Genomic DNA, 15464 nt, shown 5'->3' on the forward strand with positions numbered 1-15464 from the left:
TGGTCACCCGCGCCCCCGGGGCCGGGCCGGCCCGGTCACGAGGCGTTCTGGGCCGGCATCGGCACGCCCCGGGCGATGCCGGTGCGCAGCTCCAGCGCCAGGTGGACGTCGCCGGGGCCCGGGCGGTCGCGTCCCGCGAGGTCGGCGACGGTCCAGGCGACCCGCAGGACCCGGTCCAGCCCTCGCGCGGTGAGCAGGCCCCGCTCGATGTCCCGCTCGGCGGTGGCGAGGGCGCCGGGCGCGACCTGCCAGCGGGTGCGCAGCTCGTGGCCGGGCACTTCGCAGTTGACGTTCCAGGGTGTGCCGTCCAGACGGGCGGCGGCCCGCGCCCGGGCCTCCCGCACCCGCGCGGCGACCACGGCGGTGGTCTCGCCCCGGCCGCCCCGGGCGAGCAGGTCCGCGCGGGTGACCGGTTCCACCTCGACCCGCAGGTCCACCCGGTCGAGCAGCGGTCCGGACAGCCGGGCCTGGTAGCGGCGGATCACCGACGCCGGGCATTCGCAGCCCGCCCCGTGCAGCGTGTGCCGCCCGCAGGGGCAGGGGTTGGCCGCCAGCACCATCAGGAACCGCGCCGGCAGCCGCACCACGCCCGCGCTGCGCGCCACCACCACATGGCCGGACTCCAGGGGCTGCCGCAGCGCGTCCAGCGCCTTGCCGGAGAACTCAGGCGCCTCGTCGAGGAACAGCACTCCTCTGTGGGACAGGGAGACGGCCCCCGGTCTCGGCAGGCCGTTGCCGCCCCCGACGAGGGACTGCATGGTCGCGGAGTGGTGGGGCGCGCAGTACGGCGGCCGGCGCACCAGCGGCTCGCCCGGCGGCAGGAGGCCCGCCACCGAGTGCACGGCGGTGACCTCCAGGGCCTCCTGGCGGGACAGCGGTGGCAGGACGCTCGGCAGCCGCTCGGCCAGCATGGTCTTGCCCGCCCCCGGTGGGCCGGACAGCAGCAGGTGGTGCCCGCCGGCCGCCGCGACCTCCAGGGCGAGGCGCGCCACCCGCTGACCGGCGACGTCGGCCAGGTCGGGCCCGTCGGCCGGGTCGGGCCCGAGCCCGGTGCCGACACCGGCGCCGGGGACCAGCAGTCCGGCGAGCATCGCGTCGGGCCGCCCCGGCTCGTCCGGCTCCTCCTGCGGGACCGGCTCGTCGGCGAGCACCGCGATCAGCTGCCGCAGGCTCCGGACCCCGAGCACCGAGACGCCCGGCACCAGCGCCGCCTCCCCCGCCGTCTGCTCCGGGACGACGACCTGCTGGTAGCCGGCCTCCGCGGCGGCGAGGACCGCCGGCAGGACGCCCCGCACCGGCCTGACCCGCCCGTCCAGCCCCAGCTCGCCGATGAGGACCAGGTCGGCGATGGTCCTGGGGTCGACGCGCTCGGCCGCTCCCAGCACGGCGGCCGCGACGGCCAGGTCGAACCCCGACCCGCCCTTGGGCACCGAGGCCGGGCTGAGCCCCACGGTCAGCTTCTTCTGCGGCCACTCCGCGCCCGCGTTGACGATGGCCGCCCGCACCCGGTCGCGGCTCTCCGTCAGGCTCTTGTCCGGCAGCCCGACCAGCGTGAACGCCGCCACCCCCGGCTCCAGGTCGGCCTGGACCTCGACGACCACGCCCTCGACGCCGACCAGGGCCACCGAGCATGTGCGCGCGAACCCCATCAGGCCACCCCCCGCGCATGCTCGACGACGGGCGCTCCGCGCCGGGGCAGCAGCACCCCGACCAGGTCGATGCGCAGCCCGCCCGGCGGCGGTCCGCCGTGCCGCTCCAGCCAGCAGGCGGCCAGCCGCCGCAGCCGCTCGGCCTTGGCCGGCGTCACCGCCGCCATGGGGTGTTCGAAGCCGCCTTCCCGGCGGGTCTTCACCTCGCAGACGACCACCGTGTCGCCGTCCCGGGCGACGATGTCGATCTCCCCGAGCCGCCCGCACCGCCAGTTCCGGGCGAGCGTCGTCATCCCGGCGTCACCGAGCCGGCGCACCGCCAGCTCCTCGCCGTACCGCCCCAGGGCCCCCGTCGCGTTCATTCGGCACCACCTCCGGCACCGACTGTGGCGCGTCGGCACCGGACTTGTGGATCTTGGTGGACAACCGGCCCACTGTGGAGAACTCCGTCACCCGCACCGGTGAAGCGATCCGCCGCCCACCCGGCCCGGGACCGAACCGGCCCGGACCCCGGCGAGCGTTCGGCTGCCCGGCGAGCGCTCGGCCGCCGACGGGAACCGGACCCCAGGGGGAACCCGGCCCCGGCGGAATCCCGGCCGCCGGGCGGGAACTAGGCGGCCCGGCGGGAGCTCGGCTGCCGGCGGGAGACACCCGCCGGGCGGGAACTCAGCTGCCGGGCAGCTCCAGGTCGCTCTTGTTGAGCTCCTCGATGTTCACGTCCTTGAAGGTCAGCACACGCACCTGCTTGACGAACCGCGCCGGCCGGTACATGTCCCACACCCAGGCGTCCGCCATGGAGACCTCGAAGAACACCTCGCCCTGCACCGAGTGGACCTGCATCTCGTAGTCATTGGTGAGGTAGAAGCGACGCTCGGTCTCGATGACGTATTTGAACAGACCGACGACATCGCGGTACTCCCGGTAGAGCTTCAGCTCCATCTCGGTCTCGTACTTCTCGAGGTCCTCGGCGCTCATGGCATGTTCCCCTTCAGCCGTGCGTCCCCCCATTGTGCGCCAGTCTCCCGCCCCCGGACGGTCAGACGATCTCGGGGGCGAGGACCACCGGCGTACTCGGAGGTCCCTCGTCGAGCAGCGTGCGGAGCAGCTCGGCGAGTCGTGTCGGGTACACCGTCTCACGGGCCGCCGACAGTTCGGCGGAGGTCCACCACCTCAGCCCCGCGACACTGCGGGTTTCGAGCTCCGTCAGCGCGCCGGGGGCCACCTCGGTCCGGTCGGTGCGGGCCAGGTAGTACCACTCGTCCTGGTGCCAGCGCCGCCCGGCGAAGGGGAAGGAGCAGACGCGCTGCCACACCACCGGCCCGAGCTCCACGTCCGTGAGGCCGAGGCCGGTCTCCTCGGCGAGCTCCCGCAGCGCGGCCTGCTCCCGGGTCTCGTCGCCCTCGACCCCGCCGCCCGGTGTGAACCACCAGGTGTCGGACGGGTCGTCCGGCTCGTGGCCGTGCAGCAGCAGGATCCGGTCCCGCGGGTCCAGCAGGACCACCCGGGCCACCCGGCGCAGCGGGGTCCCGTCAGGCATCGGCACCGGCCCTCGCCCCGGGGCGCACCCGCTTCCGGGACAGCCCCCTGGCGACCGGCCCGTACGCCGCCCCGCCCAGGATCAGTACGGCCCCGGCCACCACCGACCCGGCCACCAGCTTCACCGGGCCGGGCCGCGACACGCCGCCCGGCAGCGTCGCGAAGCTCCGCGGCCGTTCCACCAGCGCGCCCGGCGGCCACGCCACGGCGTCCAGCCGGGCGCTGACCGCGCCGCGCGGTACGGAGCCGTGCCCGGGGTCCTGGAGGTGGACGCGGGAATCCTGCGAGCTGCCGCGCTCGTCACCGAGCAGGAACAACCGCCCGTCGGGCACCGCCGCCGAGAACGCCGTCGGGGACGCCGGCCCGGCGGAGCGCAGATACGGTTCTTCGACCGGCTTGCCGTTGATCGTGAGCCGGCCGCCGCTGTCGCAGCAGGCGACCGTGTCGCCGCCCACGCCGACGACCCGCTTGACCATCGGAAGATCGCCCCAGGCGGGGTCCTCGAAGACCACGACGTCGCCGCGCCGCACGTCCGCGGCGTGTATCCGCTGCGCCAGCACGCGGTCCCCGGCGGCGACGGTGGGCGACATGGAGTCGGTCGGCACGGTGTAGGGCTGGTACTCGATCGCCCCCCAGACGAACCCGCCCAGGAAGAGCACACAGCCGACGGCCACGGCCAGTCCCGACAGCGCGCTGCCGAAACGGCCGTGGCCGTCGTCCGACGTGACGTTCTTGCCCATCCCAGCGCTCCACTCAGGAGATCGACGATCCGGGACGGCACCCTACCCGCGCTCCCCTACCCGGCGGTATGCCCACCGGCCGGCCGGTACCCCTCGTCGAGGGGCAGGGCGGGAGCACGGGAACGCCGGTCGGGGACCGGACGCCCGGCACGGGCGGTCATCGCGGCCGGCGGTACGGAACGGACGCCCCGCGTCCACCGGCCCCCACCGACCGGACGCCCCGCGCCGGACGGACGCCGCGCTCAGCCGTCCCGGCGCTTGCGCCGCCACAGGACGATCGGCAGCGCGGCGGCGAGGCCCAGCGCCCCGGGGCCCGCCATCCGCGCGACGGCGCTCGACGCCGCCGCAGCGGTCAGCCCCGGCTGGTCGAACGTGTCCGGCACCGGCAGGGTGGACCAGCGGGTCACCGGCCAGGCCACCACGACCGCGCGGCCGACGACCTGGTCGTTGGCGACCGTGCCGCTGCCGGGCAGCTCCTGGTGGTAGCGGGAGTCCAGCGAGTTCTGCCGGTTGTCGCCCATCACCCAGATACGGCCCTCGGGCACCTTGATCGGGCCGAAGGGCTCGTCGTCGCACGGGGTGGAGCCGGGGTGGATGTAGGCCGTCTCGTTCAGCTCCTTGCCGTTGACGACGACCTTGCCGCCCTTCTTGCAGCCGACGGTGTCACCGCCGACCGCGATGACCCTCTTGATCAGGTCTTTCTCCTCGGCGGACGGCATCAGGCCGATGAAGCTCAGGAACTTCTGCACCGGGTTGGGGTCCGGGGTGGGCTCGCCCTCCAGCCAGCCGCCCGGGTCGTGGAAGACGACGACCTCGCCGCGCTCCGGCTCGGAGCCGAACCACGGGGTCAGCTTGTCCACCAGCACCCGGTCACCGCGCTGCAGGGTGTTCATCATCGAGTCCGAGGGGATCGAGAACGCCTGCACCAGGAAGGTCTTGATCAGCAGCGCCAGCAGCAGCGCGATGCCGATCAGCAGCGGCAGCTCCTTCCAGAAGGACCGCTGCTGCCTCGGCGCGTGGGGACCGTCGTCGTCGGCGCTTCCCGTCCCGGCCGCGCCCGTCTCCGTCCGGCCCTCGTCAGTCCCACCGCTCGCGGTGGGATCCGCCCCGGCCGGACCCGCCGGACCGGTCCCGGATGGGGGCTCCGCGACGGGGCCGGAAGAGGACGACCGTCCGAACTGCTCGGGCCGCTCCTCGGGCTCGTCGTGTCCGGACCGTGCGCCGACCGCCACATCCCCCACATCCACTCCTCACTCCGTGCGACCGCCTGCCCCACAGCAGGGGCAGGCCCACCACTCCCATAACGAGCGGGAGTTCCGCAGGGGTCGGGAGCCCGGTCAATCCGTTCACATTCCGAGAGGACACACTATGCGACGCGCCGAGCGCCGTCGCCGTCCCTGTCCGCGAGTCCGGCACGGAGGCGAAGGTGTCCGGCTCCTCCAGCCGGCGCCAGTGGTCGAAGGGCCACGCGATGACGACCGCCCGCCCGACGACCTCCTCCTCCGAGACCGTTCCCTGGAACGCCTCGTTCAGGTGGAACCGCGAGTCGGCCGAATTCGACCGGTGGTCCCCCATGACGAAGATCCGCCCCATCGGGACCCTGACCTCGAAGGGGATGGTGGAGGGAACGTCCCCCGGGTTCAGGTACGGCTCGTCGAGCGGTACGCCGTTGACGGTCAGCCTCCGGTCGGCGTCACAGCACTTGACGGTGTCCCCGCCGACCGCGACGACCCGCTTGATCAGGTCCTGCTCGTCCTCGGACGGGAGCAGGCCGATGAAGGTGAGCGCCTGCTTGACCTGCTTGACGACCACCGGGTCGTCCTTCTTCGGGGTCTGCTCCTGCTGGAGCCAGCCGCCCGGGTCCCGGAACACGACGACGTCGCCCCGCCGGGGCTTCGAGCCGAACCAGGGGGTGAGCTTGTCCACCAGGACCCGGTCGTCGATCCTGATGGTCTGCTCCATGGAGCCGGACGGGATGACGAACGCCTGCACCAGGAAGGTCTTCAGGCCGAGCGCGATGAGCAGCGCCACCATGATCAGGAGCGGGATCTCCTTGACGGCCGAGCGGCGCCGGCGCCGCTTGACCTTGCGGGCCAGTTTGCGCCGCTCCGCGCGTCCCGGCAGGGGCCGGCCGCCGTCCGTGGGCCGGGTTCCGGTGGGCAGCCGGGTGTCGGCCCGGTGGCTGCCCTGCTTGCCGCGGTTACCCATGGCCACCGCCCGCCGTCCCCGCCCCGTGCACGTCGTGGAAGGCGCCCGTCGGCCGGACCCGCGACCAGCGACCGAACGGCCAGCCGATCCAGTCCGCCCGCCCGATCACCCGGTCCACCGGCACCATGCCGCCGCCCGGCGAACCGAGGTGGTCACGGGAGTCGCGGGAGTGGCTGCGGTGGTCCCCCATCACCCACAGGGTCCCGGGGGGTACGACGATGTCGAACGGCACCTGGGAGGGGGCGTCACCGGGGTACAGGTAGTCCTCGGTCACGGGTACGCCGTTCACCTCGACCCTGCCCCCCTTGTCGCAGCACTTCACACGGTCGCCCCCCACCCCCACGACCCGCTTCACGAAGTCGGTGTCGGCGGGCTCGGCGAGGCCGAGGGCCGCGGCCGCCCCGTGCAGCAGCCCGGCGACCGGATCGCGCTCCGGCGCCTCCTGGACGAAGGACCCGGTGCCGTCGAAGACGATCACGTCCCCGCGGCCGGGCCAGGAACCGGAACGGTACGCCAACTTGTTCACCAGCACGCGGTCGCCGATCCGCAGCGTCGGCTCCATGGACCCGCTGGGGATCTGGAACGGCTGCATCACGAAGTGACTGAGCAGCAGCAGGAAGACGGCGCAGGCCAGGCCGGTCAGGCCGAACCTCCGCCGGAGCGGCGCGGGGCGCCGGAAACGCACGGAGCGCCGGAAACGCACGGAGCGCGACCGCTCCTCCGGGTCGGAGGAGCGGTCGCGCTCGGTGTGCTGTGCTTCGGTGTCCATCGGAGCCAGATGCTATCCGGCCCTCCTGAGACGCCCGGTGCGAAGCGGTGGGGCGACGGGGTGAGCCGGGGCTCAGTTGTCGCGCTTCTCCTTGATCTTCGCAGCCTTGCCGCGCAGCTCACGCAGGTAGTAGAGCTTGGCGCGACGGACGTCACCGCGGGTCACGAGCTCGATCTTCTCGAAGATCGGGCTGTGCACCGGGAAGGTGCGCTCGACGCCGACGGAGAAGGAGACCTTGCGGACGGTGAACGTCTCGCTGACGCCCGCGCCCTGGCGGCGGATGACGACACCCTTGAACTGCTGGATACGCGAGCGGTTGCCCTCGATGACGCGGACGTGGACGTTCACGGTGTCACCGGGACGGAACGCGGGGACGTCGGTGCGCAGCGACGCGGAGTTGACGACGTCGAGCAGGTGGGACATGTGTGTCTGCTTCCTCGCTGATGCCACAGGTCATCAACGGAATGTCGAGATGAGATGAGAGTGCCGGCCACTCGGGCGGGCGTCGTGTCCCCCTGTGGCAGGGGCGCGCGCCGGACGGACAGCAGCGGCCTATTCTTCCACGGTCTGGGGCCTGCGCCAAAATCGGCCACCGGGTTCCGGTGCCCAGCCCAGCAGGGAGAGGGTCTCCCGGTCCTTCTTGTCGAAGGCCGAAACGTCGCAGCGCTCGATCAGATCCGGCCGGTTGCGGGCGGTACGCCGCAGCGCCTCGTCCCGGCGCCAGCGGGCGATCTTCCCGTGGTGGCCGCTGAGCAGCACGTCGGGGATGCCCCGGCCGCGCCACTCGGGCGGCTTGGTGTAGACGGGACCCTCCAGCAGGTTGGCCATCGCGCCGGGGGCGAAGGAGTCGTCCCGGTGGGATTCGGCGTTGCCGAGGACTCCGGGCAGCAGCCGCGCCACGGCTTCGGTGACGACCAGCACGGCGGCTTCCCCGCCGGCGAGCACGTAGTCGCCGATGGACACCTCGTACACCGGCATCCTGGTGGCGTACTCGTCCGTGACACGGCGGTCGATGCCTTCGTACCGGGCCGGGGTGAAGATCAGCCAGGGGCGCCGGGACAGTTCGACGGCCAGTTCCTGGGTGAAGGGACGCCCGCTGGGAGTGGGGACGACCAGCACCGGTCCGTGCGAGCCGCTCTCGTAGCCGGAGGCGAGGACGTCGTCCAGGGCGTCGCCCCAGGGCTCGGTCTTCATGACCATGCCGGGGCCACCGCCGTAGGGGGTGTCGTCGACGGTGTTGTGCCGGTCGTAGGTCCACTCGCGCAGGTCGTGGACGTGGACGTCGAGCCGGCCGCGGGCGCGTGCCTTGCCGACGAGGGAGACGTTCAGCGGTTCCAGGTACTCGGGGAAGATCGTGACGACGTCGAGCCGCATCAGCTCTCGTCCTCCGCGTCCCTGGCCGAGGCGATCTCCGCGCGGTCGTCGATGAGGCCGGGCGGCGGGGTGATCACGGCCTGCTGCGCGTCGAGGTCGATGTCGGCGACGATCTCCTCGACGAACGGGATCATGACCTCGGTGCCGTCGGGGCGCTCCACCACGAACAGGTCCTGCGAGGGCAGGTGGGAGATCTCGGTGATGCGGCCGACCGGGGTGCCGTCGGCGAGCACGACGTCCAGATCCATCAGCTGGTGGTCGTAGTACTCGTCGGGCTCCTCCGGACGCTCGTCCGGGTCGACGTCGGCGATGAGCAGGGTGTTGCGCAGCGCCTCGGCGGCGTTGCGGTCCCGTACGCCCTCGAAGCGGAGCAGCAGCCGGCCGCTGTGGACCCGGCCGGTCTCGATGGTCAGCGGCCCGGCGGAGGCCGGGTCGGTGGCCAGTACGGCACCGGGCGCGAGCCGCAGTTCGGGCTCGTCGGTACGCACCTCGACGGTGACCTCGCCCTTGATTCCGTGGGCGCGGCCGATCCGTGCGACTACCAGCTGCACGTCTTCATCTCTCCTGTCATACGACGACGGGCCGGGGTGGGCCGTAGCCCTCCCCGGCCCGTGCCGGCGCATTTAAGGTAAAACAGTCAACTCTTCAGCGGACCTGGTCCACGTCGACGAGGTCGACACGGATGCCACGGCCGCCGATGGCGCCCACGACGGTGCGCAGGGCGCGAGCGGTGCGGCCGTTGCGGCCGATCACCTTGCCGAGATCGTCCGGGTGGACCCGGACCTCCAGCACGCGCCCCCTGCGCAGGTTGCGCGAGGCGACCTGCACGTCGTCGGGGTTGTCGACGATGCCCTTCACGAGGTGCTCGAGAGCCTCCTCGAGCATGCTCAGGCCTCGGGCGACTCTGCGGCCTTGGCCGCAGACTCAGTCTCGGCCTCGTCCGCCTTCTTGTCGGCCTTCTTCGCCTTCGGGGTGATGGCCTCACCCTTGGCGTCGTCACCCTCGAGCGCCTTGGCGAAGGCGTCGAAGGAGGCGCGCTTGTCTTCCTTGGTCGCCGGGGCGAGCAGCGGCTTCTCCGGGGCCGGGAGGCCCTTCACCTTCTGCCAGTCGCCGGTGAGCTTCAGGATCGCGAGGACCGGCTCGGTCGGCTGGGCGCCGACGGACAGCCAGTACTGCGCACGCTCCGAGTCGACCTCGATGCGCGACGGGTTCTGCACCGGGTGGTACAGGCCGATCTCCTCGATGGCCCGGCCGTCACGGCGGGTACGGGAGTCGGCGACGACGATGCGGTAGTGAGGCGAACGGATCTTGCCCAGACGCTTCAGCTTGATCTTGACTGCCACGGGTGTGGTGTCTCCTGGTCTTGACGTGGTTGGGCACGACGGGATGCCGCGTGGGGTTGCGGTACTCGAGTGCCCGATGGACGCGTCAGCCGGAGGAGAGAGGGGTCCTGTTCGACTGTCGAGTACAGCTAGCCATTGTGCCACATCAGCCGGGGTCAGCTCGCCGCGCCCACCGCTTCCGGAATGCGGAAGGGCTTCCCGCAGCCGCCGCAGACGATGGGCGCCTGGGCGAGGACCGAGGGCACCACGCGGACGTTGCGACCGCAGTCGCACACGGCCTTGACGCGCACGCCCCCGCCGGAGGAGCCGTGCCGGGCGGCCGGCCCGCGGAAGGAGCGCTTGGTGTCCGCCGCCGTGGCGGCCGTGTGCGCCTTGAGGGCGCGCTGCAGCCGCTCGATCGTCGGGCGGTACCGGCGCTTGGCCTCGGGGCTGAGCGTGACCAGGGAGAAGCCGCTGCTGGGGTGCGGCTCGTCGGAGTGGTCCAGGCCCATCTCCTCGGCGATCGCCAGGAATCTGCGGTTGTGGTAGCGACCGGCGCGCGAGGTGTCCCGGACGCCCCGCGCGGCGGCGATGCCGTGGACTGCCTCATGGAGCAGTCGTTCGAAGGAGAGTTCGGCGCCACACGCGGACGACGACTCTCCGATCAGGGATTCGGGCGCGGCGAGATCGGGCAGTTCGGGGTGGTGCCGCTGAATGTCGGCCCACGCCTGTGCCAGCTCTGCGGCGAGAACAGGTGGTGTCGTGCTCACGTCGTGACAACGAGCCGGAGTGCCCCCGGGTTCCATTCCGGGGCATCCCAAATAATTTGCACGTACCAGTCAGTTGCCGCCGATGCGCTGTGACGAGGGCCAGTGCGCTGATCTGCGGAGAAGCCGCTCAGCGGCCGACAAGGTGGTACGTAGCGGCGCGTACGCCCCGGCGCGTGACGGCAGCCCGCGCGCCGGTCGGCGGACCCGGCCGGGGGGCGCGCGGAGCGGGAGGCCGCCCCGGTGCCCAGGGCGACAGTACCGGGGCCCGGCGCGCGGTGTGCCACCGCCCCGGTCCGGCATCCGCGCCGGTGGTGTCACCGCAGGCCAGGGCGGGTGGCGGCGGGCGGGGTCGCTTCCTGGCATGGCGGGAATCACCGACCCACTCCACTATGGGAGATGGCTCGCGCCGCACTCGGGGGCGCACGACCGGGGCACGCAAGCATTGCGCCTCCGACCCCTGGACTTGGGGGCGGATGCGGAGTTCCCTGGCTACGGGGGTGCGAGCGCACGTACAGCGGGGGCTGTCAATCAGGGCACAGACGCACAGATGGACCTCTCGGCGGATTGGGGCGCTTTCGATGACACCTATGCTCGTCCAGCACCACCCCCACCCGGCCTCGGCCCCTCCGGCTTCGGACGCGCCCGGCCGTGCCCGCGACTGGGCGGAGATCCAGGAACGGATGCTGGTTCCGCTGTATGAAGCGGTGTACCAGCACCTGGAGGTAGGTACCGGTACGCGGCTGCTCGGTCTCGGATGCGGCTCGGGCCTGGCCCTGCTGATGGCCGCCGCGCGCGGCGCCCGGGTCACGGGCGTCGACACGGACCACGCACGCGTGGCCCTCGCCCGGGAACGGCTGCTCCCGCAGACAGACGGGCGGGGCTCCCACCGCCGCGGCGAGACGCGGCTGCTCCACGGCGGCCCGGCCGAGGCGGCGGATCCCACCCGTCCGGCGTACAACCTGATCACGGCCTTCCAGCCGATCGGCTGCACCGCGGGTGACTCCGACGGGCTGGCGCCGGCGCTCGCGGCGGCCGTGCCGCTGGCGGAGCGGCGCAGCGCGGTGGTGCTGGCGGGCTGGGGCCCGCCCGAGCGGTGCGCCACGTCGGCGGTGCTCCGCGTGGCCGGCCGGCTGACGGAGCGGCTGCGCACGGGCACCACATGGCGCCCCGCCCTGCGGGACGACCTGGAGGAGGTGGCCTCGCGGGCCGGGCTGAGGCCGGACGGCTCGGGCCGGGTGGCCTGCCCGTTCGGGTACGCGGACATGGACAGCGCGGTGCGCGGGCTGTTCTCGACCGGTCTGTTCGACCCGGCGGTGGCCGCCTCGGACCAGGCGACGGTGGAGAAGGAGGTCGTCGAGGCCCTCCACCCGCACGTGCGGCCCGACGGCACCGTGTGGATGCCCAACGTGTTCCGCTACCTGGTCGCCAGGACGCCGTGACGGTCGCCGCCGCCGTCAGGGGTCACTCCCCGGGCGGTCACTCCTTGGCGGGACGGCTGATGCCGGCGGCCCGGTAGGCCGCCTCCTCGTCCAGCGTCTCGCTCTCCAGGAGCGCCGCCGCCAGGGCGTCCAGCCTGGGGCGGTGCTCCTGGAGCTGGTGGCAGGCGCTGCGGTAGCACTCGTCGGCGATGCGGCGCATCTCGTGGGCCACCTCGTCCAGCGTCACGGGCGCCGCGGACAGCCCGTACGCCTGTTGCGCGTCGCCGGGAACGGCGCTGAGCCGGCCGACCCGCTCGCTCATCCCCCAGCGGCCCGCCATGCCGCGGGCGATGGCGGTGACCTGCTCCAGGTCGCTCTCGGATCCGGTGGTGACGACCCCGAAGACGACGTGCTCGGCCGCCATCCCGCCGAGCGCCCCGATGATCCGGCCGCGCAGATACTCCTCGGTGTACGCGTACTTGTCGGCGTCCGGCGCCGAGAGGGTCACCCCGAGGGCCCGGCCGCGCGGGACGATGGTGACCTTGCGGACCGGGTCGGCGCCGGGCTGGAGCATGCCGAGCAGGGCGTGCCCGCTCTCGTGGTACGCGGTGCGGCGCCGCTCCTCGAGGGGCATGACGAGGGCGCGTTCGGCACCGAGCTGGATCTTCTCCAGCGCGTCGGAGAAGTCGGTGCGGGTGACGTGGTGCCGGCGCCGCTTGACCGCGAGGAGGGCGGCCTCGTTGGCGAGGTTGGCCAGCTCGGCGCCGGTCATGCCCGGTGTGGTGCGGGCGACCCGGGTGAGGTCCACGTCACCGGCCAGCGGGATGTCGCGGGTGTGGATGCGGAGGATCGCCTCACGGCCGCCCCGGTCGGGCGGGCTGACGTGGACGATCCGGTCGAAGCGGCCGGGCCGGGTCAGGGCCGGGTCCAGGACGTCCGCGCGGTTGGTGGCCGCGATCACGATGACGCCCTCGGAACCGGAGAAGCCGTCCATCTCCGTGAGGATCTGGTTCAGCGTCTGTTCCCGCTCGTCGTGGCCGCCCACGGCCGCGCCGCCGCCCCGGGCGCGGCCGATGGTGTCGATCTCGTCGATGAAGACGATCGCCGGCGCGACCTTGCGCGCCTCGTTGAACAGCTCCCGTACCCGCGAGGCGCCGACGCCCACGATCATCTCGATGAACTCGGAGGCCGACGCGGAGAAGAACGGCACGCCCGCCTCACCCGCGACGGCCCGGGCCAGCAGCGTCTTGCCGGTGCCGGGCGGGCCGGCCAGCAGCACGCCACGCGGCATCTTGGCGCCCATCCTGCGGTAGGCCCGCGGGTTCCTGAGGAAGTCGACGACGTCGTTGAGTTCGCCCTCCACCTCGTCGATACCCGCCACGTCGGCGAACGAGGTGCGCTTGCCCGCCTCCAGCTCGACCGGCCTCGGCGGCGCCTTGCGGCCGAGCATGCCGCCGGCGCCGAACCCGCCGCCGCCTCTCATACGCCGGGCCACGACCAGCCACAGGACGACCAGCAGCAGGATCGGCGCCAGCGAGTACAGCAGGTTGGCCAGCACGTTCGGCTTCTCGACGACCGGCTCGGCGGTCACGGTGACCTTCTGCCTGGTCAGCTCGGCCCACAGGTCGTCGTCGGCGAACGAGGGCCGCTGGGTGGTGAAGCGTTCCTTCGACGTGAGCTCGCCCTCGATGGCGTCGCCCTTGGAGTAGATCTTGGCGACCTTCCCGTCCGCGACCTGCCGGCTGAACTCGGTGTACGCGATGCTGCGGCCGTCGGCCTCGCCGAAGAGGGACAGGGCCAGGTTGGTCACGCCGAAGACGGCCAGCGCGGCGAGGAGCAGCCAGACCCAGCCGGGTGTCCGGCGGCGCGGCGGGGTCGGCGGCGGCGCGCCCTCGGATCGCCAGGGCTGGTCGGTGCGGTCACGCGGGGGTACGGAATCGGCCACGCAGCCATGATGCGAGAGCGGGGCTCACCCGGCATGACGGACACGGCCGGTACGGGGCACCGGACGGCCGGCAGGCGGAAGGGCGTCCACCGACCGGTGCACGCCCCCCGCCGCACGACCTCTGTTCAGCCCATGAACTTCTTGAACTCGTCCGGCAGCTCGAAGTCCTGCCCCGGCTGCCCGGCCGGGAGCCCGAACGCGCCGCCCTGCTGGGCCTGTTCGCGGCGGGCGGCCTCGGCCTGCTCCTCGGCCTTCCGCTTCATCGGGTTGCCGCTCTTGCGCTTGCCCTTGGCCTGCTTCTGCTGCTTCTTCTGCCGGCCGGGGCCGCCCCCCATGCCGGGGATCCCCGGCATGCCGGGCATGCCGCCGCCCTGGGCCATGCGGGACATCATCTTGCGGGCCTCGAAGAACCGCTCGACCAGCGACTTGACCGCGCTGACCTCGACACCGGAACCCCGGGCGATGCGCGCCCGGCGCGATCCGTTGATGATCGTCGGGTCCTGGCGCTCGCCCGGCGTCATCGACTTGATGATCGCGGCCGTACGGTCCACGTCACGCTCGTCGATGTTGTTGATCTGCTCCTTCATCTGGGCCATGCCCGGGAGCATGCCGAGCAGCTTGGAGATGGAGCCCATCTTCCTGACCTGCTCCATCTGGGCCAGGAAGTCGTCGAGCGTGAAGTCCTTGCCCTTGCTGCTCGCCAGCTTGGAGGCCATCTTGGCGGCCTCTTCCTGGCTGAAGGTCTGCTCGGCCTTCTCGATCAGCGAGAGCACGTCGCCCATGCCGAGGATGCGGGACGCCATGCGGTCCGGGTGGAACGCGTCGAACTCGTCCAGCTTCTCGCCGTTGGAGGCGAACATGATCTGGCGGCCGGTGACGTGCGCGATCGACAGCGCGGCACCACCGCGGGCGTCGCCGTCCAGCTTGGACAGCACGACGCCGTCGAAGCCGACGCCGTCGCGGAAGGCCTCGGCGGTGTTGACCGCGTCCTGGCCGATCATGGCGTCGACGACGAAGAGGACCTCGTCGGGGCTCACGGCGTCGCGGATGTCCGCGGCCTGCCGCATCAGCTCCTGGTCGATGCCGAGACGGCCGGCGGTGTCGACGATGACGATGTCGTACTGCTTGGTGCGCGCGTACTCGATGGAGTCCTTGGCGACCTGGACCGGGTCGCCGACGCCGTTGCCCGGCTCGGGCGCGTAGACGCCGACCCCGGCCCGCTCGGCGACGACCGACAGCTGGTTGACGGCGTTGGGGCGCTGGAGGTCGCAGGCGACCAGCAGCGGGGAGTGGCCCTGGCCCTTGAGCCACAGGCCGAGCTTTCCGGCGAGGGTGGTCTTACCGGCACCCTGGAGACCCGCCAGCATGATCACGGTCGGCGCGGTCTTGGCGAACCGCAGCCGGCGCGTCTCGCCGCCGAGGATGCCGACGAGCTCCTCGTTGACGATCTTGATGACCTGCTGGGCGGGGTTCAGCGCCTGCGAGACCTCGGCCCCGAGCGCCCGCTCCTTGACCTGCTTGATGAAGGCACGCACGACGGGCAGCGCCACGTCGGCTTCCAGCAGTGCGATACGGATCTCGCGGGCGGTGGCGTCGATGTCCGCCTCGGACAGGCGCCCCTTGCCCCGGAGGTTCTTGAATGTCGCTGCAAGGCGGTCGGAGAGGGTATCGAACACGGCGGTCGCGGATCCTCGGGTGTAGGGGGAAGGGGACGGTCGCCCCCCAGGGTATCC

At 72.6% G+C, this 15464-nt stretch carries 16 protein-coding genes and 1 pseudogene; 1 reads left to right on the forward strand and 16 read right to left on the reverse strand.

Features of this window, described 5'->3' with window-relative positions; genetic code table 11:
• Positions 1 to 35: 35 nt before the first annotated feature.
• The 14 genes and pseudogenes from IE109_RS16655 to IE109_RS16720 all read right to left on the reverse strand — a co-directional run bounded on the left by IE109_RS16655 (position 36) and on the right by IE109_RS16720 (position 10404).
• A complete protein-coding gene (locus IE109_RS16655; RefSeq protein WP_189551683.1) occupies positions 36 to 1649 on the reverse strand; it encodes a YifB family Mg chelatase-like AAA ATPase in 1614 nt (537 codons plus the stop codon).
• Complete coding sequence (locus tag IE109_RS16660; protein ID WP_189551684.1) at positions 1649 to 2011, reverse strand: YraN family protein; 363 nt, start codon at positions 2009 to 2011, stop codon at positions 1649 to 1651. The genes IE109_RS16655 and IE109_RS16660 overlap by 1 nt, the downstream gene beginning before the upstream one ends.
• 304 nt (positions 2012 to 2315) lie before the next feature.
• Positions 2316 to 2624: a DUF2469 domain-containing protein gene (locus IE109_RS16665; RefSeq protein ID WP_005311352.1), complete on the reverse strand. Its 309-nt coding sequence runs from the start codon at positions 2622 to 2624 to the stop codon at positions 2316 to 2318.
• Positions 2625 to 2685: 61 nt separating this feature from the next.
• Positions 2686 to 3186, reverse strand: a complete 501-nt coding sequence (locus tag IE109_RS16670; protein ID WP_189551685.1) for an NUDIX hydrolase — start codon at positions 3184 to 3186, stop codon at positions 2686 to 2688.
• Entirely contained in the window at positions 3179 to 3925 is a 747-nt protein-coding gene (lepB, locus tag IE109_RS16675) for a signal peptidase I (protein ID WP_189551686.1), read from the reverse strand. The genes IE109_RS16670 and lepB (IE109_RS16675) overlap by 8 nt, the downstream gene beginning before the upstream one ends.
• 242 nt (positions 3926 to 4167) lie before the next feature.
• A complete protein-coding gene (gene lepB, locus IE109_RS16680; protein ID WP_373297719.1) occupies positions 4168 to 5157 on the reverse strand; it encodes a signal peptidase I in 990 nt (329 codons plus the stop codon).
• Positions 5063 to 6133, reverse strand: a pseudogene (gene lepB / locus IE109_RS16685) (signal peptidase I); the annotation flags it as partial. The pseudogene lepB (IE109_RS16685) and the gene lepB (IE109_RS16680), both read right to left, overlap by 95 nt.
• Positions 6126 to 6902 carry a signal peptidase I gene (gene lepB / locus IE109_RS16690; RefSeq protein WP_189551687.1) on the reverse strand — a complete coding sequence of 259 codons (777 nt, stop codon included), beginning with the start codon at positions 6900 to 6902 and terminating at the stop codon, positions 6126 to 6128. The gene lepB (IE109_RS16690) and the pseudogene lepB (IE109_RS16685), both read right to left, overlap by 8 nt.
• Before the next feature lie 72 nt (positions 6903 to 6974).
• Complete coding sequence (gene rplS, locus IE109_RS16695) at positions 6975 to 7325, reverse strand: 50S ribosomal protein L19 (protein WP_189551688.1); 351 nt, start codon at positions 7323 to 7325, stop codon at positions 6975 to 6977.
• 129 nt (positions 7326 to 7454) lie between these two features.
• Positions 7455 to 8276 (reverse strand): tRNA (guanosine(37)-N1)-methyltransferase TrmD, encoded by an 822-nt coding sequence (gene trmD, locus IE109_RS16700; protein WP_189551689.1) that lies wholly within the window; start codon positions 8274 to 8276, stop codon positions 7455 to 7457.
• Positions 8276 to 8827 carry a ribosome maturation factor RimM gene (gene rimM / locus IE109_RS16705; RefSeq protein ID WP_189551690.1) on the reverse strand — a complete coding sequence of 184 codons (552 nt, stop codon included), beginning with the start codon at positions 8825 to 8827 and terminating at the stop codon, positions 8276 to 8278. Before rimM ends, trmD begins: the two co-directional genes overlap by 1 nt.
• A 94-nt stretch (positions 8828 to 8921) precedes the next feature.
• Positions 8922 to 9161: an RNA-binding protein gene (locus IE109_RS16710; protein WP_005311361.1), complete on the reverse strand. Its 240-nt coding sequence runs from the start codon at positions 9159 to 9161 to the stop codon at positions 8922 to 8924.
• A gap of 2 nt (positions 9162 to 9163) precedes the next feature.
• On the reverse strand, positions 9164 to 9619 hold the full coding sequence (rpsP, locus tag IE109_RS16715; protein WP_189551691.1) for a 30S ribosomal protein S16: 456 nt from the start codon (positions 9617 to 9619) through the stop codon (positions 9164 to 9166).
• A gap of 155 nt (positions 9620 to 9774) precedes the next feature.
• The gene (locus IE109_RS16720; RefSeq protein WP_189551692.1) at positions 9775 to 10404 is read right to left on the reverse strand and encodes a hypothetical protein; all 630 of its coding nucleotides are present in this window, start codon (positions 10402 to 10404) and stop codon (positions 9775 to 9777) included.
• Positions 10405 to 10946: 542 nt separating this feature from the next.
• Here IE109_RS16720 and IE109_RS16725 point away from each other — a divergent pair.
• A complete protein-coding gene (locus IE109_RS16725; RefSeq protein WP_189551693.1) occupies positions 10947 to 11807 on the forward strand; it encodes a methyltransferase domain-containing protein in 861 nt (286 codons plus the stop codon).
• Positions 11808 to 11844: 37 nt separating this feature from the next.
• Here the strand turns inward: IE109_RS16725 and ftsH are convergent, their stop codons facing one another.
• Both ftsH and ffh read right to left on the reverse strand, forming a co-directional pair.
• Positions 11845 to 13731 (reverse strand): ATP-dependent zinc metalloprotease FtsH, encoded by a 1887-nt coding sequence (gene ftsH, locus IE109_RS16730; RefSeq protein ID WP_189551694.1) that lies wholly within the window; start codon positions 13729 to 13731, stop codon positions 11845 to 11847.
• 125 nt (positions 13732 to 13856) lie between these two features.
• Positions 13857 to 15407, reverse strand: coding sequence for a signal recognition particle protein (gene ffh, locus IE109_RS16735; protein WP_189551695.1), 1551 nt, complete (start codon positions 15405 to 15407; stop codon positions 13857 to 13859).
• Between the last annotated feature and the right edge of the window lie 57 nt (positions 15408 to 15464).

This window comes from Streptomyces lavendofoliae (genome assembly GCF_014649735.1).
Classification (GTDB): domain Bacteria; phylum Actinomycetota; class Actinomycetes; order Streptomycetales; family Streptomycetaceae; genus Streptomyces; species Streptomyces lavendofoliae.

Excerpts from the sequence above, each read along its gene's own strand:
- trmD (WP_189551689.1), bottom strand. The coding sequence starts at position 8,276 with ATGCGGCTCGACGTCGTCACGATCTTCCCCGAGTACCTGGAACCGCTG.
- lepB (WP_189551687.1), bottom strand. The coding sequence starts at position 6,902 with ATGGACACCGAAGCACAGCACACCGAGCGCGACCGCTCCTCCGACCCG.
- IE109_RS16710 (WP_005311361.1), bottom strand. The coding sequence starts at position 9,161 with ATGCTCGAGGAGGCTCTCGAGCACCTCGTGAAGGGCATCGTCGACAAC.
- IE109_RS16720 (WP_189551692.1), bottom strand. The coding sequence starts at position 10,404 with ATGGAACCCGGGGGCACTCCGGCTCGTTGTCACGACGTGAGCACGACA.
- IE109_RS16655 (WP_189551683.1), bottom strand. The coding sequence starts at position 1,649 with ATGGGGTTCGCGCGCACATGCTCGGTGGCCCTGGTCGGCGTCGAGGGC.
- rplS (WP_189551688.1), bottom strand. The coding sequence starts at position 7,325 with ATGTCCCACCTGCTCGACGTCGTCAACTCCGCGTCGCTGCGCACCGAC.
- IE109_RS16660 (WP_189551684.1), bottom strand. The coding sequence starts at position 2,011 with ATGAACGCGACGGGGGCCCTGGGGCGGTACGGCGAGGAGCTGGCGGTG.
- IE109_RS16665 (WP_005311352.1), bottom strand. The coding sequence starts at position 2,624 with ATGAGCGCCGAGGACCTCGAGAAGTACGAGACCGAGATGGAGCTGAAG.
- lepB (WP_189551686.1), bottom strand. The coding sequence starts at position 3,925 with ATGGGCAAGAACGTCACGTCGGACGACGGCCACGGCCGTTTCGGCAGC.
- IE109_RS16725 (WP_189551693.1), top strand. The coding sequence starts at position 10,947 with ATGACACCTATGCTCGTCCAGCACCACCCCCACCCGGCCTCGGCCCCT.
- IE109_RS16670 (WP_189551685.1), bottom strand. The coding sequence starts at position 3,186 with ATGCCTGACGGGACCCCGCTGCGCCGGGTGGCCCGGGTGGTCCTGCTG.